Origin of the sequence: Lewinella sp. IMCC34191 (assembly GCF_003390935.1) — a bacterium.
Classification (GTDB): Bacteria; Bacteroidota; Bacteroidia; order Chitinophagales; family Saprospiraceae; genus Neolewinella.
In genome coordinates this window covers 679,558-703,209 of record NZ_QNQZ01000001.1, presented here as the reverse complement: position 1 = coordinate 703,209, position 23,652 = coordinate 679,558, and the positions used below count along the sequence as shown (strand labels likewise).

General features: G+C 58.5%; 16 protein-coding genes. 7 read left to right on the top strand and 9 right to left on the bottom strand.

Features of this window, described 5'->3' with window-relative positions:
* The first annotated feature begins 16 nt into the window (after positions 1 to 16).
* A complete protein-coding gene (gene truB / locus DRW39_RS02805) occupies positions 17 to 730 on the top strand; it encodes a tRNA pseudouridine(55) synthase TruB (protein WP_116105453.1) in 714 nt (237 codons plus the stop codon).
* Here the strand turns inward: truB and glpK are convergent.
* The 4 genes from glpK to DRW39_RS02785 all read right to left on the bottom strand — a co-directional run bounded on the left by glpK (position 727) and on the right by DRW39_RS02785 (position 6,998).
* Positions 727 to 2,229 carry a glycerol kinase GlpK gene (gene glpK / locus DRW39_RS02800; protein ID WP_232830046.1) on the bottom strand — a complete coding sequence of 501 codons (1,503 nt, stop codon included), beginning with the start codon at positions 2,227 to 2,229 and terminating at the stop codon, positions 727 to 729. The two genes, truB and glpK, sit on opposite strands and share 4 nt — an antisense overlap.
* A 47-nt stretch (positions 2,230 to 2,276) precedes the next feature.
* Positions 2,277 to 3,500 (bottom strand): glycosyltransferase family 4 protein, encoded by a 1,224-nt coding sequence (locus DRW39_RS02795; RefSeq protein ID WP_116105452.1) that lies wholly within the window; start codon positions 3,498 to 3,500, stop codon positions 2,277 to 2,279.
* Between the two features lie 96 nt (positions 3,501 to 3,596).
* A complete protein-coding gene (locus DRW39_RS02790; RefSeq protein ID WP_116105818.1) occupies positions 3,597 to 5,423 on the bottom strand; it encodes a M1 family metallopeptidase in 1,827 nt (608 codons plus the stop codon).
* A 189-nt stretch (positions 5,424 to 5,612) separates the two neighbouring features.
* A complete protein-coding gene (locus DRW39_RS02785; protein WP_116105451.1) occupies positions 5,613 to 6,998 on the bottom strand; it encodes an RtcB family protein in 1,386 nt (461 codons plus the stop codon).
* Positions 6,999 to 7,088: 90 nt separating this feature from the next.
* On the opposite strand from DRW39_RS02785, the gene DRW39_RS02780 reads away from it, so the two are divergent.
* Positions 7,089 to 8,012, top strand: a complete 924-nt coding sequence (locus DRW39_RS02780; RefSeq protein ID WP_116105450.1) for an NmrA family NAD(P)-binding protein — start codon at positions 7,089 to 7,091, stop codon at positions 8,010 to 8,012.
* Positions 8,013 to 8,018: 6 nt separating this feature from the next.
* Here the strand turns inward: DRW39_RS02780 and DRW39_RS02775 are convergent, their stop codons facing one another.
* From DRW39_RS02775 to DRW39_RS02765, 3 genes are all read right to left on the bottom strand, one after another.
* Positions 8,019 to 9,443, bottom strand: a complete 1,425-nt coding sequence (locus tag DRW39_RS02775) for a DUF4173 domain-containing protein (protein ID WP_116105449.1) — start codon at positions 9,441 to 9,443, stop codon at positions 8,019 to 8,021.
* Between the two features lie 77 nt (positions 9,444 to 9,520).
* Positions 9,521 to 9,823, bottom strand: coding sequence for a winged helix-turn-helix domain-containing protein (locus tag DRW39_RS02770; RefSeq protein ID WP_116105817.1), 303 nt, complete (start codon positions 9,821 to 9,823; stop codon positions 9,521 to 9,523).
* 4 nt (positions 9,824 to 9,827) lie between these two features.
* Positions 9,828 to 10,487: a hypothetical protein gene (locus tag DRW39_RS02765; RefSeq protein ID WP_116105448.1), complete on the bottom strand. Its 660-nt coding sequence runs from the start codon at positions 10,485 to 10,487 to the stop codon at positions 9,828 to 9,830.
* 117 nt (positions 10,488 to 10,604) lie between these two features.
* Here DRW39_RS02765 and DRW39_RS02760 point away from each other — a divergent pair, with 117 nt between their 5' ends.
* The 4 genes from DRW39_RS02760 to DRW39_RS02745 are packed head-to-tail and all read left to right on the top strand — an operon-like array spanning position 10,605 to position 16,134.
* Positions 10,605 to 11,801 carry an AAA family ATPase gene (locus DRW39_RS02760; RefSeq protein WP_116105447.1) on the top strand — a complete coding sequence of 399 codons (1,197 nt, stop codon included), beginning with the start codon at positions 10,605 to 10,607 and terminating at the stop codon, positions 11,799 to 11,801.
* On the top strand, positions 11,788 to 13,017 hold the full coding sequence (locus DRW39_RS02755) for a VWA-like domain-containing protein (protein ID WP_198664766.1): 1,230 nt from the start codon (positions 11,788 to 11,790) through the stop codon (positions 13,015 to 13,017). The genes DRW39_RS02760 and DRW39_RS02755 overlap by 14 nt, the downstream gene beginning before the upstream one ends.
* Before the next feature lie 27 nt (positions 13,018 to 13,044).
* Complete coding sequence (locus tag DRW39_RS02750) at positions 13,045 to 14,565, top strand: hypothetical protein (protein ID WP_116105445.1); 1,521 nt, start codon at positions 13,045 to 13,047, stop codon at positions 14,563 to 14,565.
* Between the two features lie 6 nt (positions 14,566 to 14,571).
* Entirely contained in the window at positions 14,572 to 16,134 is a 1,563-nt protein-coding gene (locus DRW39_RS02745) for a phytoene desaturase family protein (RefSeq protein WP_116105444.1), read from the top strand.
* A gap of 55 nt (positions 16,135 to 16,189) precedes the next feature.
* On the opposite strand, the gene smc is transcribed toward DRW39_RS02745, so the two are convergent.
* Together smc and DRW39_RS02735 are read right to left on the bottom strand one after the other, a co-directional pair.
* Positions 16,190 to 19,744 (bottom strand): chromosome segregation protein SMC, encoded by a 3,555-nt coding sequence (gene smc, locus DRW39_RS02740; protein ID WP_116105443.1) that lies wholly within the window; start codon positions 19,742 to 19,744, stop codon positions 16,190 to 16,192.
* 41 nt (positions 19,745 to 19,785) lie between these two features.
* Complete coding sequence (locus DRW39_RS02735; protein ID WP_157975892.1) at positions 19,786 to 20,649, bottom strand: LysM peptidoglycan-binding domain-containing protein; 864 nt, start codon at positions 20,647 to 20,649, stop codon at positions 19,786 to 19,788.
* 372 nt (positions 20,650 to 21,021) lie between these two features.
* Between DRW39_RS02735 and DRW39_RS02730 the strand changes: the two genes are divergently transcribed.
* Positions 21,022 to 23,586 carry an ATP-dependent Clp protease ATP-binding subunit gene (locus DRW39_RS02730; protein WP_116105441.1) on the top strand — a complete coding sequence of 855 codons (2,565 nt, stop codon included), beginning with the start codon at positions 21,022 to 21,024 and terminating at the stop codon, positions 23,584 to 23,586.
* Positions 23,587 to 23,652 lie beyond the last annotated feature (66 nt).

Sequence of the window (23,652 nt, the reverse complement as noted above, 5' to 3'; positions counted from 1 at the left end):
TCCCATTCCTTCGCTTATGCTCCCCCCCGCTGATGTTCCGCCTTTCTCACTCGTTGAGGGTGCCCTGTTCCTCGTAGACAAACCACAGGGATGGACCAGTTTTGACGTCGTCAACAAGATCCGCTACCGGATCCGCAAGAAGCTGGGCGTCAAGAAACACAAGGTCGGACACGCGGGCACTCTCGACCCCATGGCAACCGGTTTGCTCAACATCTGCGTCGGAAAATGGACCAAGCGCCTGGGTGAACTGGAAGGGCTGGGCAAGTCCTACTCCGGAACGATCCAACTGGGAGCAACCACGCCTTCCTTCGATGCGGAAACGGAAATCGATGGCCGGTATCCAACCGGTCACCTGAATATGGAAGTGCTGCAGGCAGCCGCGGCCGAGCTTACCGGCGCAATTGAGCAGGTACCGCCGGTGTATTCGGCCATCAAGGTGGACGGCCAGCCGCTTTACAAAAGAGCGCGGCGCGGGGAACAGATCGAAGTCAAGGCCCGACCGGTCACCGTCCACGAATTTTCGCTAACGAACTTTACCGGAGACACCGTCGATTTCTACATTCGCTGCAGCAAAGGAACGTACATCCGTTCGCTGGCACACGATCTCGGACAGGCCGTCGATAGCGGAGGTTACCTGTCCGCTCTACGGCGCACCGAGGTAGGCCCCTACTCTATCGAGCAGGCCTGGCAGCTCGATGAGCTGCTGGAAGCCATTCACCCCGAAAGCTAGCTGCCTTCTTCCGGGTCGCGCTCCTCCCAATCCATGGTACGTTTCACTGCCTTTTGCCAACCGGCGTAGCGGCGCTGGCGCACGGACGCTTCCATTGCAGGCTCGAAGGCTTTATCCCGCTGCCAGGTTGCCTCCAGATCGTTGCGTTTCCAGAACCCAACGGCCAGGCCGGCCAGCATAGCGGCACCCAAAGCAGTGGTCTCCACGATCTTCGGTCGTTCGACATTTGCGCCAAGGATGTCCGCCTGGAACTGCATTAAAAAATTGTTGGCGCTCGCTCCGCCGTCAACCCGTAAGGTCGTCAGTTCCCGCCCCGCGTCCTTTTGCATCGCCTCCAGAACATCCTTCGTTTGGTACGCCAGGCTTTGCAGGGTCGCGCGCACGATGTGCCCCTTCGAGGTGCCCCGGGTGAGACCGAAGATGGCCCCCCGGGCGTACATATCCCAGTAAGGCGCGCCCAGACCGGCGAAGGCGGGAACGACATACACTCCATCCGTGTCCTTTACCTTTTGGGCATAGTATTCGCTGTCGGGAGCCTCATCGATCAGTTTAAGCCCGTCCCGAAGCCATTGTATAGCCGCCCCGGCGATGAATACACTTCCCTCCAATGCGTATTCGGTCTTTCCGTCGACCTCCCAAGCGATCGTGGTGACCAGTCCGTGCTTGCTCGGTACGGCCTCCTCACCGGTATTCATCAGCATGAAACAGCCGGTACCGTAGGTATTTTTGGCCTGCCCCGGCTCGTAGCATGCCTGCCCGAAGAGGGCAGCGTGCTGATCCCCGGCCATCCCGGCAATGGGAATATTTCCCCCGAACAGCTTTGTCTGACCGTACACTTCGCTGCTGGATTTAACTTCGGGTAATAGCGCCCGGGGTACATCGAGTTCCTTCAACAAGCGATCGTCCCACTGCCGGCGACGTATATCGAAGAGCATGGTCCGGCCTGCGTTGGTAACATCGGTGACGTGCTGCTTTCCATCGGTCAGCTTATACACCAACCAACTATCCATGGTACCGAAGCAGAGCTCGCCGGCTTCGGCACGCTCCCTGGCTCCGGGTACGTTATCCAGTAACCATTTGATTTTGGTGCCGCTGAAATAGGCATCGATCACCAACCCCGTGGTTTGACGGACGTGGTCCTCCAGGCCCCGTTTCGTCAGCATATCGCAAATGCCAGCCGTACGTCGGTCTTGCCAGACGATGGCATGGTGAATGGGCTGACCGGTTTGCCGATCCCAGATTAGCGTGGTTTCTCGTTGATTGGTGATGCCGATCCCGGCAATATCCTTTGCGGTGATACTCGTTTGTTCGAGCAAGTCGCGTACGACGGTGGCCTGGGCATTCCAGATCTCATTGGCGTCGTGCTCCACCCAGGCGGGTTGGGGATAGTATTGGGTAAACTCTTTCTGAGCCGTTCCAACGATTTCGCCCGCGTGATTGAACAGAATAGCACGGGAGGAGGTGGTGCCCTGGTCCAGGGCCAGAATGTACTGTGGCATGATCGATGGTCTTGCCACAATATATCAATACACCGGACAGTCGCCGGCTAATCCTGCTCGACGTAGTCGACTTCCAACATCTTTTCGTAAGTCTCCAGCAGACGCTGAGCCAAAACGCGACGGTCGTAACGACGGCGGAAGGCGGAGTACGCACTACGCCCGATGGCCTCCAGCTTCCGGCCCCGACGTACGCAGTCTTCCACGACGGCGACGAACTGCTCGGGCGTGTCGGCGATGAAGAGGTCCCGACGATTCCGTGCCTTGATTCCTTCCAAACCGACCGTGGTGGTGATCACCACCCGCCCCAGCGACATGGCTTCCAGAATTTTGGCCCGCATACCGCCGCCACTCAGCAAGGGGACGATGCTGATGCTCTGCGAGGAAACGAAGTCACAACTGCTTTCCACCTCCCCGTGAATTACTACGTTCTTCATCCGCAATTGCTGGATGCTGTGTGGCATATTCCGACCGGCAATGTGGAATTCTACATCCGGACAGCGGCGGTGAATCTCCGGCCACACGTCATGGAGGAACCAATTCAAGCCTTCCAAATTGGGCAGCCAATCCAGCGAGCCGATAAAGTGCAGGTTGGGCGACTTGCGGTAGCTCTCGTAGGTAGGTGCCCCACACCGTGTTTCCAGGCCAATGGGCAGCACCTGCATCCAGCCGCGGCCTCCGAGGCGCTCAAAGTTCTTTTTATCCCGCTGCGTAATGGGCAGGTGGAGATCGTATTGGTTGAGCTGGCTGCGCTCGAAGTCCCGCAGTTGCTTGGTGATATGGCGAAGATACCAGCGCTTGGGGGCGAAGGAAATGTTCTCGCAGCACCGCTCCCAGATCTCGTGCTCTACGTTGTGGGAGCGCATGACGATCTGGGCTTTTGACTGGCGACGGATGGTATTGACGTAGGGAGCCAGGTAGAGCGTTTCCAATTGCACGATGTCGAAGGACTCCTCCAACAACCAGCGGGATAAAGCCTCGTGGTAGCTCTCCTGGTGAAAGCGGCTAATGTGATACGACGTACCCCTGAGCAGATTAGACACCGCGTCAATCGGGCTGAAGTCGTTATTGATCGACACCGTGCGTACTTCCCGGTAGTGGGCCATATCGGCGGGAAGCTCCTTCTCACCGTAGAAGTGCTTACTCGTATTCATGGCCAGCAGACTGACCTCGCAGCCAAGTTCGGAAAGGCTTTTCGTCAGTCCGTGAATGGCCAGGCTTTCACCATCCTTTAGGGGGAAGGGAAACTTTTTGGTTAAAACGAGTAATTTCATGGGTAATTAGGGGTGTCGGGATTATGGTTACGTCTACGATACACCTAGACGTAACTTCCGTGGCCTCAACGTAACAAAAGAGGCACTTTATTGCGATTAATCTTCCCAACGGTTGTTTTCGACGTCATCCTCAAACATCCGCTCCCGGGCGTTTAGAACGACGGACTCAATATCCTGCTTGTTGGTGTCGATGGTAAAGCTGTAGTTCGGATTGGTCCATCCCCAGTCCGGCAATACGTTCCAATTCGTGGCATACTCCGGCTGCGGCTTTTCTCCCCGCAGGATCTCGGGAGCGATGTAGTAGTAGTTCTCCGTACCGTCCTTTAGCGTTACCGTCAGCTCCAGCGGCATGGGCATGCGGCCTACCCGTTCCAGGTCGATGCGGGTGGTACCGCTCTCGTCCAGGTCTTCTACGTCCGTGACGGCGTAGTCGGCATAGTCGGTCCCGTTTACCCAGTACTCCCGGTACCAGTCCAGCTCCAGTCCGGAGCACTTCTCCGCGATCCGGATAAAGTCATTCGGGTTCGGGTGCTTGAATCGCCAGTCGTTGTAGTAGCGGTGCAGGGTGCAGTCGAAGGCTTCCTCTCCGACGATGTAGCGAAGCTGTTCCAGGAAAACCGATCCGTTGGTGTAGCTCGCCACACCGTACGCGGAGTTGGTCGCAAAGTGATCGGCGTGTACGCTCAGCGGCTCCTGCATGCCGGTGGTCCGGAAACCACGCAGGCTGGAGTAAGTGCGGGCGTGTGGATTATCGCTGGCATCTCCCTCGATGAGACCCTGTTCGCGCAGGTGGTTCGTGACTTCGCTGCTCGCCCAACTGGTGAAGCCCTCGTCCATCCAGGCGTAAAGTGACTCATTAGTGCCCATCAGCATCTGGTACCAGGTGTGCATGAGTTCGTGGACGCTAACCCCGACCAGGCCGTTCATCGACCGCTCGCCGGTGATTAGCGTAGCCATGGGATACTCCATGCCACCGTCGCCTCCCTGGATGAAGCTATACTGCTCGTACGGGTAAGGCCCGTAGTGCGCTTCGATATACTTGAATGCCTCGTCCATGATGCGGGGCAGATTCTCCCAGTTCTCCGAGATTTTTTCTCCGGGTTGGAAGTAAAAGTTCAGCGTGGTTCCGTTACCGCGGTCGTATGCGATGTGCTCGTAGTCGGGGTCGGCCGCCCACACAAAATCGTGTACCGTCGGCGCGACGAAGTGGTAGCGCTGCTTGCCGTTCTCACTTGCCTCGGGCTCGCCCTGCAGGTAACCGGTACCGGCCACCATGTAGTCTTCGTCGATGTCAATGGTCACATCGTAGTCGCCCCACACCCCGTAAAATTCCCGGCCGATGTACGGGTTGGCGTGCCATCCCTGATAGTCGTACTCGGCCAGTTTGGGATACCACTGCGCCATGCTTAGATCGATCCCTTCGGCGTTGTCGCGGCCGCTGCGGCGGATCTGCAGTGGCACCTGAGCGTCCCATTCCATATTAAAAACGGCGCTGTCACCGGGGTAGATCGGTTCGGCCAGGGCAACCTCCAGGATGGTACCTACCGTTTCGTAGCTCAGGTCGCTCCCCTCGCGGGTAAGGCTGTTGACCTTGATGTACCCTTCTTCATCGGGGTGTAGCTTGCTGATGCGGTCGGATACCCGCCGGTCGGCGTCCGGCAGGTTCAGGTTGCGGAGATCCATCTGGCTACCGGGCTGGAAAGCATTGAAGTACAGGTGGTAAAACACCTTGTCCAGCGTATCCGGGGAATTGTTGAAATAGGTCAGCCGTTGCGTACCCGTGTACTGGTGGTTTTCAGCGTCGACGTCGATATCCATCTCGTAAGCGACACGCTGTTGCCAGCGGTCGGGCTGGGCATTTATTTGGGCGACGGAGGCGCAGGTAAGTAGCAGGCTAAAAATCCGGATGAGGGTGGCAGACATGAAGCTTGGTTGGTTGGGGCGGCTAATAAATACGATGGCAACGTCCGAGCGGCGGATTCCGCTGACCGGTCGGGCCATTTTCACGCAATGGTAACAGAATTTTGGCGAAAGGTGTGCCCTCACCTAGCCAGGAAATAAAATTGCCCGACGCTTTCGCGCCGGGCAATCGTCTACTCACCAGCAGTCTGCCTATCCTTTTCGGCGCCTTTTCTTGCGCCACGGGGCATCCTTCTTCCAGTCACCGGCCATGATACACCCGTAAGGGAGCACCCGGTCGACAACTTCGCCCAGTCCGAATTCCGCCATCTGCCGCTGTACACTTGCGGCATCCTTATAAGCCGAGGGCAGTTCGGAAATATCGATGTGCCCAGAATAGAAGCTGACATCCAGACCGGCCGTTTCCTCCCGGAAGATCTGCTCGTCCGGCTTTCCGGCCAGGCGACGCTTATGCGCACCCCGACTGGTGTTCCGGCCAGCGCCGTGGGGAGCGAAGCCCAGGTTGGTAGCCGTAGTATCGCCTTTGACAATCAGGATCGGCTCGGCCATATTGAGCGGGATAAGCCGTAGCCCATCGGTGCTATCGGGGACGAAGCGATCTTCCAGCGGAGTGGCTCCCTTCGCATGGTAGAACATGTCGTTGTCCCGGAAGACGAAGTTGTGCTCGTTCCAGAAGCGGCCGGTAGCCGCTACTCCACCCGCCCGGGCGATCCGTTCGTGCAGCAGACCGTGGTTGGTTTTGGTCCATTCCCGCACGATCTGCAGCGCCTCCCAGTAGTCCTGTCCGTAGGCTTCGTCGAAGGGAATCCAGGCATTCTTGGCGGACGTCTTCGGAGAGCGCTCCCGCCGGAAGTTCTCCGCCACGCGCATGCCTTGGGTATACAGGTAGGCACCTAGTCCACGCGATCCGTGATGGGTCACGAGGATGGTCTCCCCGGTTGTTTCCGACTGACCGACGTACAGAAAGTGGTTGCCGTCCCCCTGGGTGCCCAGGTGGTGCCGCGCCAGGGATTGGCTTTTCTGGTCGTTCAGGAAGCGATTCGCGGCCATGGATTTCCGTAGTCCGTCCGGTAGGGGGAACAGGTCATCCCGACCTCCTCCGCCGAAGTGGGTAGTCCGCTGGGCGGCGTCCAGTATGTGCTTCGGATCGACCATGCCGAGGCTGGTCAACATGACGGAGCAGCAGATGTCGGCGCTGTGCATATTCGGGTGGATGGCATTGCGGGTAGCCACTACCCCACCCACGGGGATTTGCCCTACGCTGCCCGTCGGGCAGGCATCGGGCATGATAGCGCCCGTCACGGCCGTCGGTACGGTCATCACCGCCTCCATGGTGGCAAGTACAGCTTCGACGTTCTCGGCCTCGAGCGGTGATTCCGCCCGGATATTGCGATGGAAAGAGCGTTCGCCCAGTGGCAGGGGGGCCACCGTTTGCGGAACAACCTCGCTGAGGTAATCGGTCAGGTCGCTCCCGCGCAGCTCGTGGGCGTTGATGTGCGGGAGTGCTTCGCCGAACCATTTACCGGGAGTGTAGCCCAGCTTGATCAAGTCGTTTCCGGTGATGTGTTTATGTTCCATTGTACCAAAGCCAACGGTATGGACGCGGAAAAAAGTTGCAGGCCGAACGCCGCTAACCCTATAGCGTTGTTGATGATCTAAAGACCTCCTATGGAATCCGCTACCGGTACCCCCCTCATTATCGTTGCCGGCGCTACCGGTGAACTCGGCGGGCTCATCGCACACGCCCTGCGGGACAAAGGCGCGAGCGTACGTGCGCTGGTACGACCCGGAACGGCAGCCACCCGACTGGCCGACCTGCGGGCCCGAGGCGTGGAAATACGCGAAGCGAGCCTGACATCGGTACCGGATCTTACGGAGGCCTGTCGAGGGGGCCACTGCGTAGTTTCCGCGTTATCCGGGCTAGGCCGGGTCATAATTGATCTCCAAACCAATTTATTGAAGGCGACTGAAGATGCTGGTGTAAAGCGATTTATACCCTCTGACTTTTCCCTCGATTTTACCCGCTTGCCCCGGGGCACGAACCGCAACCTGGATTTTCGAAAGACCTTCCAGGAGATTGCTGATAAATCGAATCTGGAGGTGACGTCGGTACTGAATGGCATGTTTACCGACCTGCTGAAGGGGGATGCACCCCTCATCGCCAAACCCATCTCCCGGGTCATCTACTGGGGCGATCGCGATCAGCCGCTCGACATGACTTCGATGCGTGATACGGCGGCCTACACCGCCAGGGTGGCGATGGATACGAATACGCCCCGCTGGTTGCGTATTGCCGGAGAAGTGGTGGACGCGGATGGACTGCGTCTCGCTGCTTCCGAAGCCTACGGCAAATCGTTCAAAACCATGCGCATCGGCGGCATCGGGGTGTTATCCCGTATGATTGACGTTACGCGGCTACTGGCGCCCCAACGCGAAGAAGTGTTCCCCCCCTGGCAGGGCATGCAGTACATGCGCAACATGATGAGCGGCCGGGGAAAGCACCCCACCCTCGACAACGATCGCTACCCGGATATGGACTGGCAGTCGGTGCGGGAAGTGCTGGGAGACAATTACGGTGTGCCCGTCCAGTAGACTGCTTTATTCCTGCGCTCCGCCGCCAAAATTTTCTTCCCGCCAATCGGCGTAATTCCAGGTCCGCCAATCCGATACGGCCTCCCGGGAAAGGCGAACACGCCGGTGATACCTGGTGGGTAACCGATTCAGCTGATCGCGGAGCATATAATGATTGGTGCCGTCCAGGTCATCCACCAGGTAAGACCAGTCGATGCGGTCCGTGGGTTGGCGAAGATTGACGCGCGTGATGATCCCGGACCAGTTCACCGCCCCGAAGGCCACCAGGAAAAGCCAGGCCGCCATTCCGTTGACCTGGAGCAGGTAGTAAATCGACATACGTTGGCGCACCTTCCGATACAACGAAAACAGCCCGACCAGCACCAGGCAGAGCGCCAGGCCAACGTACACGCGGCCGATGGCCAGACCGTAAGCGTGGATGTAGTGCCCGTTGCGCACGCCCACCGAGAGCGCGAGGAAGGCATTTTGGGCCAACCAGAGGTAGGTCAGTGCCCGTAAGGTGCGGGCATGCGGGTAGAAATTGAGGTTGCGTCGAAAAAAATGCAGCACGAGAGCCATCGCCAGGATGATACTCAGGATGAGGCTATTGGTGCCGGTATGAACGTACTCGCTGAGCGTAGTGGCGGGGAGCTCGGCGGCGGACATCCAGATGAACCGGAGATCCGTCAGGTTGACGGCAAACAGCAGCACATTAAGCGTGGCAAAGACCATGATAGCTCGTCGGTACTGAAACCGAAGGGCTACCATTGAAGAGCATCGCCGTTCACCGATCCGTGTCCGGGATAGTCTTTCGTTACCGGATACTTCGTCCGTGGTAAGCTTGACATCGGAATCCGCGAGCACCAGCGAAGCGGTAATGGACATTCCAACAGCGAATAAGGCCAGGAAAAGCAGCACCTGATTCATGCCTTGTAAGCCGATCAGCCAGTCCGTTACCATTCCCAAACTCCGAAAGAAATCGGAACTGCCAATCGTGTACAGCAGGAGAAACGGACAGCTCACCACCAGCGCCGTCAGTGCCGGCCAGACCCATACCCACCGGTTAGGCGCGGAAAGGAAGCCGCCGTAGCGATCGATCAAGCCGTGGTACACCCGCTTCGGACCCGCCAAAAGCGAAACGATGCCTAGAAACAAACCGTACCATACAAAGCGAAGCTCCCGCTCCTGGACGAAGCCCATCAATATGAGGAGACTCAAGTGATGCACTAGCCGGGACGCCGGAGCGTGAACAACCACCACCGAGACCGCGGAAGCCAACAACAAAAAAACCGCCCACCGAACGCCCGCCCGCCCCGCAAGCTCCGGACGGGTGGCAAACAGGGCCAGTAGCATCCCCGCATCGAAGGCGAAAATATTGAGCCCCACGCCAAGCGGAAAAAACAGGTAGGCAAAAAAGAGCCCAAGCAGGACAAGAAATCGAAGGTTATTCATAAAGCACTTTATTTTTTAAAGTTTAATAGTACAGCAATTCGCTAATTCACTAATTCACCCATTCACCCATTCACCACCTAATTATGAATCAGCTTCAGAAAGTCTTCCAGCTCCCCCAGGTGCTGCTCGAAGGCACGCCGCCCCGCTTCCGTGGCCCGGTAGCTGGTGCGGGGTTTGTCATCGACGAAGCGTTTCTCCGTCTCGATTTGTCCGGCCTTGTCCAGCGCTTTGATATGCCCGGCGAGGCTCCCGTCGGTAAGCTTGAGCGCTTCCCGGAGCGTGACGAAGTCCACCCAGTCATTTACGACCAGAATGCCCATCAGGCCCAGGCGCATGCGGTGGCTGTAAAGCTTGCTAAGCCCCGCAACGGTGGATTTCATTTCATCAACCTTGTTCATTCGTGTCGTATTTGAAGTACATCCACAGACCGTACACGATGTGCAATAGTCCGAAGCCGACGGCCCAGAAGTATAGGCCGTAGGGCGTGAAGAAAAGCGCGACGAGTCCCAATCCGATCTCGAGGTAGGCCAGCAAGCGGAGCTCTTCGCTCACGAAGTTACTGCCGTTCAGCAGCGCGAGTCCGTAGAAGATGATCGTGGTCGGCCCGATCAGCCCGCCGTAGCCGTGGTAGATCAGGGCCAGGCAGAAAACACCGCCAATGGCCAATGGGAGGGCGAGGTTGGTCAGGAGCTTATAGGTCCGTGGGTGCGCGAACTCCTGACCCATGCGAACCACCCGCAGATTCGTAAAGTAGAAGCCGCTGGCAAGTGCCCCGGTCAGGACGAGCGTGGCCACGCAGAATAAGTAAGGCACCGGCGCGATACCCCAGGGATGCGCGGAGGTAAATCCCAGCTTGTCCGGTCCGTAGACCACCGGCTCTTCCGCCGCCCAACCGTAGACTACAATGGCCATTACCCCGAAGAGGGCGCTTACTCCAGCCCCTACCCCCGAAAGTCCGCTCAGGCCGATGAAGTAGCGCGAGCGTTCCATGAGGTCACGGATGTGACGCAGGTCGGATATCGGGGTATTGATGGAGCGTGCCATAAAGAACTTTATAATGCAAAGTTACGGGATTTTTCGGGAATGACTTCCCTGCGTTTTCCCTTCAGAACAATGAGGCCGGGCCAGTGCTTTCTAGCGTAAAGCGAATCACTCTAATATATGCCCCTGCCCGACCACCTACCCAACGGCGCCCAAGCCCTGCTCATTGCCCTGGCCACCCCCTCCCCCCAGGGTCCGATCGGCATACCGGTACTGCTCTGGGGGCGGCCCGGGGTGGGTAAGTCGAGTTTTATCGAGGGGCTGGCCGGCGAGCACCTGCGGGTCACTACGCTGATCGCTTCCATCCACGACCCCACCGATTTTAGTGGTCTACCCGTGCTGACCGACGGTCGCGTTCGCTACGCTACCCCCGAATGGGTCGAAGCCTTCGGGGAAGATGAAGACGGAATCCTTTTCCTCGACGAGCTGAGTACCGCGCCACCCTCCGTCCAGGCCGCCCTGCTGCGCGTGGTATTCGAGCGCCGGGTGGGCTTTCAAGAATTACCCGAGCGGGTACGCATCGTTGCCGCCGCCAACCCACCCGACCTCATGATCGGCGGCTGGGAACTTTCGCCGCCCCTCCGCAACCGTTTCGTTCACCTGAATTGGTCGATCCCGGAGTCACTCTACATTCGCTCGCTAACCGAAGGCTGGGCTAAGGGCCAACTGCCGGACATCGAACCCGCTGCCCACCGGCAGCGGCTTCCGGAATGGAAAGTGAAGATTGCCGGCTTTCTCCGCCTGAGCGGTTCGGCTCTTCACAGCGACCCGGAAGCAAATGCCTACGGATTCGCGAGCCCGCGCACCTGGGATTTCGCCGCCGCCCTACTGGCCGCCTGCGACGTTCTCGGTTACCGGCTGGGTTCGGATAACGGAACCGCGCAAACCGTACTCCTCGAATTGATCGCCGGTTGCCTGGGGGAGGCCACCGCCCTACCCTTCCTCGAATACCTGAACCGGCTGCGTATTCCGGATCCCGCGGATATTTTAGCGGGCCGACAAGCCGTTGACCTTGATGAGCTGGACGATAGCGAATTATACGTGCTGTTCTTTAGCCTGAATAACAAGCTCATCTCGCAGTTCGACCAACCTGAATTACAGGACTACTCACTGGTGTACCTGACGCTGGTGGACGAAGTTTTTGAGCAGGGCCGCCGGGATGTCATCTTCGTCTCGCTACGGGATCTGGCCCGTTCGGGATGGGTAAGTCGCCTGGCCGCCGCTGATGAGGAAGACGGACGCAACCAGGCCATGGAGCAGATTGCCCGGCTCTTCAGCGATAGTACCTTCAAGGAATTCGTGGATGTCCTCGCCTGATTACCCGGACGTGCTGGAAGACCTGCGGTTTGCCCGGGCTTACGCCGCGGATCGTCTGCCCTGGTTTGCCCCGGCCCTTTTTCGGTGTCGCATCATCGTGACGGAGCAGGTCAAAGTAGCCGCGGTCGACCGCCACTATAATATCTACTGGAACCCGGAGGCCGTACGCCGCATCGGTAATGGGCGGGCCCGCCTGGACGCGCTGGCGGAACTCGGATTCCTCTGGGTGCACGAGATCAGCCACCTGCTGCGGCAGCACGGCGACCGCGCCGAAGCGGCAGGCATCGCGGGCCCCGCTCCGGAACGCCGCTGGAACATCGCCTGCGACTTGGAGATTAACGACGCCGAATGGACTGGACTCCGGATGCCGGCGGCCTACCCCGGGCGCTTTCCGGCCGCTATGGATCTCGAAGCCGGACAACTGGCGGAATTCTACTACCGACGCCTCGATCCCGATCCCACCGCCGCGCAATTTCCGATCGATGAAGGCAGTGGCGTCCACGGACGTTTCCGGCCGTGGGAGGAAGGCGGCGAACAGCGCCTCGCTCCGCTGGACGAAGAATTGGTGCGCCGGGAAGTAGCGCGGCTGACCCGGGAAGCGGACCAGGCCGGCATTCCGGACACCTGGCGGGCCTGGGCACAAACCGTACTCGGAAGCCGGATCAACTGGCGGCGGCGCCTGCGCCACCGGATGAGTCTGGCCATCCGGAAAGGGCAGGGCGCCAAAACGGACTACACCTACGGACGCGCCCACCGGCGGCAGGCCGTCTACCACCCCATTCTGCCACCCGCGCTGGCCGGCAGTCGCAGCGCCCGCATCGCGGTGGTCGTCGATACGTCCGCCTCGATGCAGGACGCCGATCTACAGCGTGCTCTTTCGGAGGTAGCGGCCATCATCCGGCAGTTCGATGCGCCGGTGACGATCATTCCCTGCGACATCACGGATTACGAGCCCGTACGCCTGGTGGCGGAACGGGAAGCCTACCGAATCAATTATCTTCCCGGAGGCAGCGGCACCGATCTGCGCAAGGGCATCGAAGCGGCAGTCAACCTGAAACCCCGACCGGATACCGTGCTGGTGATTACCGACGGGCAAACGGACTACCCCACCCATGTACCGGGCGTACCTATCCTGTTTGCCGTACTCCAAGATGCGGAGCAATTCATGCTGCCGCCTACCCCACCCTTTACGCCGGACCAGATCGTACTAATCTAAATGGCCGCGGTGGGGTTTATTCCGTAGATGGACCAAACCAGTAGAATAACCCTCCCCACCCGCTACGGGGAAGCTACGTATACCTTCGGGCTTGACGATTCCGGGCGGTTAAGGGTAATCACGACACCATTGCAGGGGATGCCCGACACGGTGTTCCAAATGACGTACGGACACGACTGGCCCACGGTAAAGGCCTACTTCGAGGACTCGGGACAGTTGTTGCCCGATTGGGCGACGGCTTATCTGGACGCTCTCGATCCCCCCGGACAATTGCTGCCCATCTGCATCCATTACAAGAGAGAGCAATCGGTGGAAACCCGGCGAATAGCAAGCTTCTGGTCGGGCCACGAAGGCTACCGGGACGCCATGCATCCCGATATGGTACGACGCAACCGGATGCTGTCCAAGCTCACGGGCGGCGAGTCACGGTCGTTTTTGACTAAGGCGACTTCCATACTTGAACCCTACCTTTTCCGCCTGGCAGATGCCGCCACCCTGGGCAGCGTGGCCGAAGCCTATCGCCTGCTGGGTGCCCTCGGAACGGCGGCCGGCCGCGACCGGTTACTTCAGGAACTCGAACGCGGAGGACGGCACCCCTATGCCCGCCATTTACTCTTCGGACTGGAGTTTCACCGCGATGACGAGGTACTCGAACGCCTGACGAAAGTGTACCACGGCGGAAACATTGCCGACGATGACCTACCAGCCGTGCTTCGCCTGCTGAACGGATACCCGGGATCGAAAACGCAAGCCTTTGCGACCGAAATCCTCAACGACCACCCGTACTTGGCTTCCGGCATAGTCGATGTCATGCGCAGTATCGGACTGGAGGACAAAGAGATACGTCCTATTTTCTTAGCTTCATTCGAATCGGAAAAAGAGTATCACCACCTCGATGTGCTTGTCCGTGCGTTGAATGACTTATCCACGCCCTCCCTCTCGCTGGAAGCTGTCAACCTGCGCGCCGCCGCCCCGGAATTTCTCGATGTCCCGCCGGTTAACTGGCCGCAGCAGCTGGAGCCCGGGTGGACCGCACTGGTGAAAGACACGCCACTGGACCGAGTGTTCGACGTGGTCGGTAGCTACTTGAGCAGACCGGAGCCCCGCCTACAGCGCAATGCATTGCTGCAGTTAAAGGTCGCGGTACAACGGCCGGAAAACGGTGGCCGCCTGCCTCCGAAGATCGAGCAGCGGCTGCGCGAATTGCTGGCGTCCCGCTACGATAAGGTCTACGTCGAGGTGCTAAACCTCCTGGGTAATCGCCGGGTGGAATGCAACGCCCCCTTGCCCATGGTGCGGGCCATACTCCAGCTCAGTATCGGCACCCGCTACCGGATCGTCATCCTGAAAGCATTGCGGCGGGTAGGTGACTTTCCGCGGGCCCGGGAGGAAACGCGTCAGTTCATAACCGAAGCGGTGAACACGACGGATACGACCCAGCGCCTCGAACACTTGAGCGCGTTGCTTCCTTACCTGGAAAAATACCTTGGTGAAGTACCGGAGGTCCGGTCTCAACTGGAACGCCGGCGCGCCCGGGTGGCAGAATAAGCTGACATGAGCAAGCATACGATCGTCATTGGTAGCGGCATCAATAGCCTCTGCGCCGCCGTCATCCTGGCCAGGGCCGGTCAACGCGTCACCGTTTTCGAAAAGAACGAGTGGCTGGGGGGCAACATCCTGACGAAGGAGCTCTCCGTGCAGGGCTTTCGCCACGAAATCTTCTCCGGCTTCCACCCGCTTTTCACCACCGGCCCGTTCTACGCGGAAATGAAGGAAACGCTGGAGGAGTACGGCCTGAAGTACTTGAATACGGAGTATACCGCCGGTGTGCTCCTACCCGACGGGCGTTCATTGGCGTTGCGCGATAGCCGCGACAAGAACGTATCCGCCCTCAATGAGGCTTTTGCCGGTGACGGCGACGCCTACCGCGCGGCCATGGACGCATTCGACAAGCAAGCTAAACTGGCCTTCGGTCTGCTTTCCAAGGAGTTGTGGTCAATGGCCGGCGCCGGTCTGGCGGCGAAAAACCTATGGGATATGGGCCCCGAGGGGCTGATCGAGTTTTTCGGTGAAGCCCTGCCCAATGCCCGCAAGTGGCTCGACAATACCTTTAAGGATGACCTGATTAAAGCCTGGATCGCTCCCTGGACCTTACACACGGGCCTTGGCCCCGACGATGCGGGCGGCAGTCTCATGCTCCGCATCATCCTAGCCTCCTTCGAAAATACGGGCATGCCGGTGCCGGAGGGCGGGGGCAGCCGCCTGGTAGAGGTCCTGGTACGCATCATTGAAGACCACGGCGGCCAGTGCCGTACGGATAGCGTCGTCGAACGAATCATCGTGGAAGACGATGCAGTTACGGGCGTCGAAGTAGCCGGTGAGCGCTACCCGGCCGATACCGTATTGGCTAACGTCAGTCCAACCGCGCTGTATCAGCAGCTGCTGCCGGACGCCGCCGTCCCGCCCCAGACCCGGCAGGAAGCCGATAATTACCGCTACGGTCGGGGGAATATGCAAATTCAGCTTTCGCTCGACCGTCCACCACAGTGGCCCGACCCGATACTGAAAAAGACCGGCATGGTTCACGTTACCCCCGGCCTGAACGGCACGAGCCGCGCGGTCAACGAAGCACTTCGGGGCTTACTGCCCGCCGAACCCACCATCGTCATCGGCCAGCACACCGCCATCGATCCCAGCCGGGCGCCCGAGGGCAAGTGGACCATCTGGATCCAACTACAGGAGTTACCGGCCTTCCTCACCGGCGACAGCCTGGAGGAAATCGACTGTGGTGGTGAATGGACCGAAGCCATCGCCGAGGCCTACGCCGACCGGGTCATCGGCATCCTGGACCGCCAGCTTCCCGGATTCAAAAAGGCTATTCTGGAACGCCACATCTTAAGCCCCGCCGACCTGGCACGCATCAACCCCAACCTGGTAGGTGGCGACCCCTATTGCGGCACGGCCTCACTGGATCAGTTCCTCTTCTGGCGGCCACTACCGGGGCTGCGGGGCCACGAAACCCCCGTCAAAAACCTCTATCACATCGGTGCCGCTACCCACCCCGGCCCCGGGCTGAATGGGACCTCCGGCTACCTCGTCGCCAAACAATTAAGCTAAATCCGGCACCACCATTAGATAAGGTTCTGCGGCGGAGCGCAGGTAAAATGCCATTCTAGCGAGCCGAGAACGTCGTACTCCCTTCCAATTCCGTGAACTGCACCGGTACGACCCCGGAACCGCCCTGCTCGGTGGTGTAGACGCCGTAGATGCTGTCCACCGCTTCCATCGTCAGTTTGTTGTGGGTGACGATGATGAATTGACTGTCCTTGCTGAACTTCTTGATGATGCGATTGAACTTGGCAATGTTGGCATCGTCCAGCGGGGCGTCGACCTCGTCGAAAATACAGAAGGGGGCAGGCTTCAGCAGGTAGAGGGCAAACAGGAGGGCCGTTGCCGTAAGGGTCTTCTCCCCGCCGGAGAGCTGGCTGATCGTCTGCGGCCGTTTGCCCTTCGGCTTGGCTACGATCTCGATATTCGATTCCAGTGGATTCTCCGGGTCCAGCAGGATGAGGTCGCAATTGTCGTCCTGCGTAAACAGGCTCCGGAACACGTCGATGAAGTAAATCCGCACCTGCTCGAAGGCATCCAGAAACTGTACGGTGGCCGTATCCTCGATTTCCTTAATCGTCTTGATCAGCGTTTCCTTCGCGCTCACGATATCATCACGCTGCGCAGTGATGTTCTCGTGGCGTTCCCGCATCTCATCGTAGGCCTCTACCGCCATCGGGTTGATCTCGCCGTAGTTGCCGATTCGGCTGCGCAGGCGATCCACCTTCATCTCCAACTCGGCCACCGTGCCGGTCCACTCCTCGATCTCGACGGCCGCCAACTGCTCCAGCGATAGGTCGAACTCTATCTTCAATCGCTCCTCTACGCCGTTCAATTTAAAGCGGACATCCGTAAAGCGATCCTTTAGCTGGTTTACCCGCACCTGCGCATCCTGGCGCTGGCGGTTGTCCTTGCGCAATTCGTCCTCCAGCACGTTGATCTGGCTGCGGGCCTCGTAGTAGGCCTTTTCGGCGGAGTTCAGCGTGGCCTGGTATTCCTCCTTTTCGCCGCGCATCCGCTTGAGGTTCGTATCGAGAGTTTCTTCCTGCTGATCGAATTGCCGTGCTTCTTTCTCCAGGGACTTGAGCTGCTCGCGGTTGTTTACCTCCTGGGCCAGTAGTTCCTTCTTGCGGTTTTGCCGGAAGGTCAGTTCGTTCTCCAGCGATTGCACCCGGTTCTGCTGCTGGATGAAGGCGATATTTTCCTGGTTGTAGCTGGCGCTCGCCGCCGAAAGTTCCTCGCTGAGCTGCTGGTAGTTGGCGTCCGTACCACTGACTTTTTCACGCAGGCTGTCGATGCTCTCCCGCAGGGTCTGCAGTTGCCGATCAATGTCAACGTTCGACTGCTCCAATCCCAGGGCATCAGCAACCAGGCGTTCGTTTTTGGCCTCCGTGTCGCGGAAGTAGGTTTGGGCGCCTTCTACCCGGGCCTGCACCCCGGCGGATTGCTGTTGCAGTTGATTCAGCTCGCGACGGGCCGCCTGAATCTCCCGGTCCGTCCGGCGCCCCCGGAGATCGCTAAGCGTGGCGCGGCGTTCCTTCAGTTGCTTTTCGAGTCCCTCGGCTAGTCCCTCGGCCTCCTTGATGGCCTTATGGAGAACCTCGAGGTTTTTCTTACGCCCGATCTTCTTCCCTTCGAATAAGCCGAGGGAGCCCCCGGCTACGGAATACGGTCGGCGTACGAAGCGACCGTCGGGGGAGAGCACCGTCGTGCCGTCGTCGGTCGGCTCGGGAAGGTTGTCCGATTCCCCGATGGTGACCCCGTGCAGTAAATGGCTGACCAGTTTGCGGTAGGGCGCGTCGACCGTCAATACATCGATAGCCGAGCGACCGGATCCCACTCCGGTTTCGTTGGAAGGCACTTCGCCCTGATCGAGTGCGTCCAGTACAAAAAAGTTGGCCTTCCCCTTCTGTCGGTCGCTGAGCAGCCGAATCGCCGCCTGGGCTTCCTCGGCATTGGCCACGACGTAATAATTCAGACAGGGCTCGAGGTAATTCTCGATCGCGGCGCGGTACTCGGGCTGCACCAGGAGCAGGTCACCGAGTAGCTGAGGTTCCTTCGTCCAGCTGCGGTTTTTGCTCAGGAAGCGGATCGACTCGGGGAAGCCTTCCAGGCTGTCGATCATGCTCTTCGTCAGTTTGTACTCGTTACGCCGGGCGTCCAGGCCCCGGTTGATCCGGTTCAGCTCCGCCTGTAGGTGTTCGGTATCCGTTACCGCCTCATCGATGGCCTGCAGACGATCGGCTTCCTGCTTTTCAAGGCGTTCCGTTTCGCCTTCCTGCTTGCTTATCTTCTGCTTTAGTTCGGCCAGCAGCGTTTCGAGGTTTTCGCGTTCGCCGCGTCGTTCGGCCATTTCGGCCTGGTTGCGTTCGACCTGAAACCGGAAGTTTTCGATCTGGTTACCGTTAATGGCCCGTCGCTTTTCCAGGTCGAAGATCTTCTTTTCCTCCTCCTGCTGGACCTTTAGACTTTCGTCCAGCTTTGACTTCAGGCCGGCGTGGCCTTCCCGCACCCCCGCCAGGGACGCCTGCGCGGCGTCGCGCTTCCGTTGCTGCTCCTCCAGTACCTGCCGCGCTTCCGTGACTTGCTGCTCGGTGCCGGCGATCTGGCTTTGGTAGGCCGCGATCTCCGTTTCCGCCCGCGCTATGGCTTCGGTCAACTGGGCGGTTTGCCGCTCCACGAATCCCTTCCGCTGCTGCAATAGCTGCCGTTCGCTTTCCAGGCTGCGTAATTCGCCGGTGAGCGCGTTCAATTTGCGTTGCCGCTCCCCGACCCGCTGCTCCTTGTCCACGTGCTTTTTCCGCTCCTCGTCGAGGCAAGCTTCCAGCTTCGTGATGCGCTCGTCGGTCTGCCGGTAAACGGTTTCCGCCCTTTCGGTTTCTTCCCGCAGCTTTTCGTAGTCGATCCGGAGTTTCTCTACCCGGATCCCGGTCAGCAGCAAACTAAGATCGCGATACTGCCCCTTCAGCTCACGGTACTTGCGGGCGCGCTTGGCTTGTTTCTCGAGGCTCTTGAGGTTGTTGTTGATTTCGAACAGCAGGTCCTCTATCCGGGCCAGGTCGTCTTCCGTATTGTTCAGTTTCCGCAGGCTCTCCTTCTTGCGGTTCTTGTACTTGCTGATCCCCGCGGCCTGCTCGAACATCCGGCGACGACTATTGTCTTTGTCGGCCAATATGTCATCCACCATTCCCAGTGCAATGATGGCGTAACTGTTACTGCCGATGCCGGTATCCAGGAATAGGTTACGGATATCCTTAAGGCGGCACTGCACGCCGTTGAGCCGGTATTCCGAATCACCGCTGCGGTAGAGCATCCGGGTGATCGTGACCGTTTGGTACTCGGTAGGAAGCAATTCCTTATCGTTCTCGAAGGTCAGGCTGACGGACGCCAGGTTGCCGGGCTTCTTCTTTTTGGTCCCGTTAAAGATGATGGACGCCATTTTGTCCAGGCGCAACTCGGAGCCCTTCTGTTCGCCAAGAACCCAGCGGATAGCGTCTACGATGTTGCTCTTTCCCGAGCCGTTGGGCCCGACGATCCCAATGACGTCGGCATCAAAATTCACCACCGTTTGGTTGGCGAAGCTCTTGAATCCCTTGATGTCGAGTTGCTGGAGGCGCATACGGCGCGCGAAGGTAAGCCCTTGCCGGCACTCCCCGAAGTTTACAGGTGACGGGTACGGACGTAAAACTCCTTATCGCGGACTCCGAAGGCCTTTACCAGGCGTGGACTGACCACCAGCACCACGCGGCTGTCGTACACTTCCTCGGGTATGCGGGCCACCACCCTGGCGTAGATCGTTTTTCGGCTGCGGGGGTCTTCCACTTCGATAATGCTACCGATGGGGGCGGTCCGGTGCAGCACCATCCATTTATTCTGGTCACCGCGCGTGGTCCAGGCCGCCTTTCCGGTAGTAAACTTCAGTCGGCGCTGGCTCATGGTGGAATCCCACTGTACGCGCAAATCCCGATTCTGTAAGATGTAGCGGTCCTCGACTTTTACCTGGTGGTCGGGATTGATCCCATCGATGCGCAAATAGCCAATAGTCAATACCCTCCCGGGCTCGAGGTCCTGGGCGTTAAGTCCCGGATTAAGGGCACGGATAAGACTGTCGTTTGGCTGGCTGAGGGTACGCCGCGACAGGCCATAGAGTGTTTCTCCGGCCGATAAGCGGTAGCGAACGGGCACGAACCAGGCGAGGCTGTCGCGGGCGTATCCCGATCTGAGTTCGGATTTCGGAATGGTGACGGTAACACGGGTGCCGGGTTTATAACCTAGCTGCAGCCCCGGATTGAGGCGGTAAATATCGTCGAGGGAATGGCCGTAGAAGCGGGCGGCGCCGTAGAGCGTCTGTCGCGGGGCCAGCCGGTGATCGAAAAGCAGATGGCCGCTCAGTGCGTCAAAGCGAACCACGACGGTATCCGAGGGGAGTAGAAAATACAGACTATCCCCCGTCGCTCCGGCCTCCTGCGTGAAGAAGCCCGCCGCAAAAAACAGCAGTAGAAAGCATTTGGGGAAGAAACCCATGTGTTGGCAACAGTAAAGCGGAAAAAATCGTGGAAATGCCCCACGAAGGTAAGGAGCAGCGGGCAGAGCAGCGAATGCAGCCGGCATAGGAAATCGTTAAAATGTTAGCACAACTTTAAGCGTTTGAACCCGAGACTGCACAATTTGGCGTCCAACCATCTTAGAGGTGTAGTGTTTCTCTATAGTAAGAAGTCCACGCGCCAAATATTTATGGCGTGCCGGGGCGAATTGTCAGGATTTTTTGTCAGTTAATTCCTTCTGGCACAGTTCTTTCACTTTCGCCTTAACTTTAGGGCAAATGGTTTCCATAGCGCATGATGTTGCGCGTTTTTTAAAGCCCTCATTATTTATTACCCCCACAAAGTTTATTGAATGAACCCTCCACAGCGGGAATTTAACCCCGAAATAAAACAGGCAATGGCCCGCGGCAAGCAGGAGGCTGAGAAGATGGGCCACACGTATGTGGGTCCCGAACATCTGCTGCTTGGCGTCCTCAGCATGGGGAGCACCCTCGCCACGAAGGTGCTGAAGAACCTGGCCGTGGACATTGAAACCCTCGCCGACACCCTCCGCGAGAACGTCCAACGTAACGGCGGCCAGAGCAGCGGGCACAGCATTTCTAAAATGCCCCTCAACGACAAGGCGGACCGTGTACTTAAAGTGACCTTTCTCGAAGCAAAGGCCCTGAAGACCACCCAGGTCAGCCCCGAACACCTTATCCTTTCTATTCTGCGTAATAAAGAATTGCCGGCGACGAAGATCCTTCGGCAGTTTGAAGTGGAATATGAAATTTACAAAGCAGAATTAGACTACGTGAAAGACGAAAAAGACTTTACCGAAGACGAGACGCTGCCCATGAACCAAGCACCGGGCAGCGGCGAGGAAAGCTTCGAAGACGACGATTCCGGCCGTGGTGGCCAGGGTCGCGGCGGTCGTGGCCAGGGTAACTCCAAATCCCGCACCCCCGTCCTTGACAATTTCGGTCGCGACATCACCGCGCTGGCCGAGGAAGATCGTCTGGACCCCATCATCGGTCGCGAAACCGAAATTGAACGGGTATCCCAGATCCTCAGCCGTCGGAAAAAGAATAACCCCATCCTGATCGGCGAACCTGGTGTAGGTAAGACGGCTATCGTCGAAGGGCTCGCGCTCCGTATCCGTGACCGCAAGGTCAGCCGGACACTGTTCGACAAGCGCATCGTTATGCTTGACCTCGCCGCCCTGGTTGCGGGTACGAAGTATCGCGGTCAGTTCGAAGAGCGCATGAAGGCAATCATGACCGAGCTCGAAAAGAGCCGCGACGTGATTCTCTTTATCGACGAGATTCACACGATCGTCGGTGCCGGCGGAGCGACCGGCTCCCTTGACGCCAGCAACATCTTCAAGCCTGCCCTTGCCCGCGGTGAACTGCAGTGCATCGGTGCCTCCACCCTGGATGAGTACCGTCAGCACATTGAGAAGGACGGCGCACTCGACCGGCGCTTCCAGAAAGTGCTCGTCAATCCCCCCAGCGCAGAGGAAGCCGTTCACATTCTCAACAACATCAAGCCGAAGTACGAAGACTTCCACAACGTCAATTACTCCGACGATGCGATCGAAGCCTGCGTGAAGCTGAGCGACCGGTACATCACCGATCGCTTCCTGCCGGACAAAGCCATCGACGTGCTCGACGAGGTAGGTGCCCGCACCCACCTGAAGAACATCACCGTCCCCGAACACATCGAGGAGGTCGAGAAGAAAATCGAAGCCGTCAAGGAGCAGAAGAACGCCGCCGTCAAGAACCAGCAGTACGAACGTGCCGCCGACCTTCGCGACCAGGAAAGCAAACTGCAGCGGAACCTCGAAGACGCCAAGAAGCAATGGGAGGAAGAAGCGAAAACGAAGCGCTACCCCGTTGACGAGGAAGATATCGCCGAGGTCGTCAGCATGATGACCGGTATCCCCGTACGTCGTGTTGCCCAAAACGAGAGTAAGAAACTCGTCGGCATGGAGAAGGACCTCCAATCGGTTATTATCGGACAGGACAACGCCATCACCAAGGTCACGAAGGCTATCCAGCGTAACCGCGTCGGCCTGAAGGACCCGAAGAAACCCATCGGTACCTTCATCTTCCTCGGCCCCACCGGTGTCGGTAAAACCGAGCTGGCCAAGGCCCTGGCCAAGTACATCTTCGACAGCGAGGAGAGCTTGATTCGCATCGATATGTCGGAGTACATGGAGAAATTTAGCGTCAGCCGCCTCATCGGTGCGCCTCCGGGATACGTCGGCTACGAAGAAGGCGGTCAGCTGACTGAAAAGGTGCGTCGTAAGCCCTACAGCGTGATTCTGCTGGACGAGATCGAGAAGGCCCACCCGGATGTCTACAACATCCTGCTGCAGGTCCTTGACGACGGCCAGTTGACGGACGGTATGGGTCGCAAGGTGGACTTCAAGAACACCATGATCATCATGACCTCCAACATTGGTGTTCGCCAGTTGAAGGACTTCGGACAGGGCGTAGGTTTCGCTACCAAAGCCCGTACTGAGAACGCCGAGGAGAACAGCAAGTCGGTGATCAACAACGCATTGAAGCGTACCTTCTCGCCGGAGTTCCTTAACCGGATCGACGACGTGGTCATCTTCAATAGCCTTGGGCAGGAAGAGATCTTCCGCATCATCGATATCGCACTGTCCGATCTCTACAAGCGCCTTACAGGCCTCGAATTCTCCCTCGAGCTGGCCGAAGACGCCAAGAAGTTCGTAGCCGAGAAAGGCTTCGATCCGCAGTTCGGTGCCCGACCATTGCACCGCGCCATTCAGAAGTACATCGAAGATCCCCTCGCCGAGTACATCCTCAACAACAACCCCGACGGTGGAGCATCCCTCGTCGCTAAGTTGAACGAGGCGGGTGATGGTTTGATCATCGCACAACAGGAAGTGGTTACCTCCGAAGAGTAAGGCAGACCGTCTCTAAAGTTCCGGTCCGGCAACCATTGTCGGGCCGGAACTTTTCTTTTTGGCTAA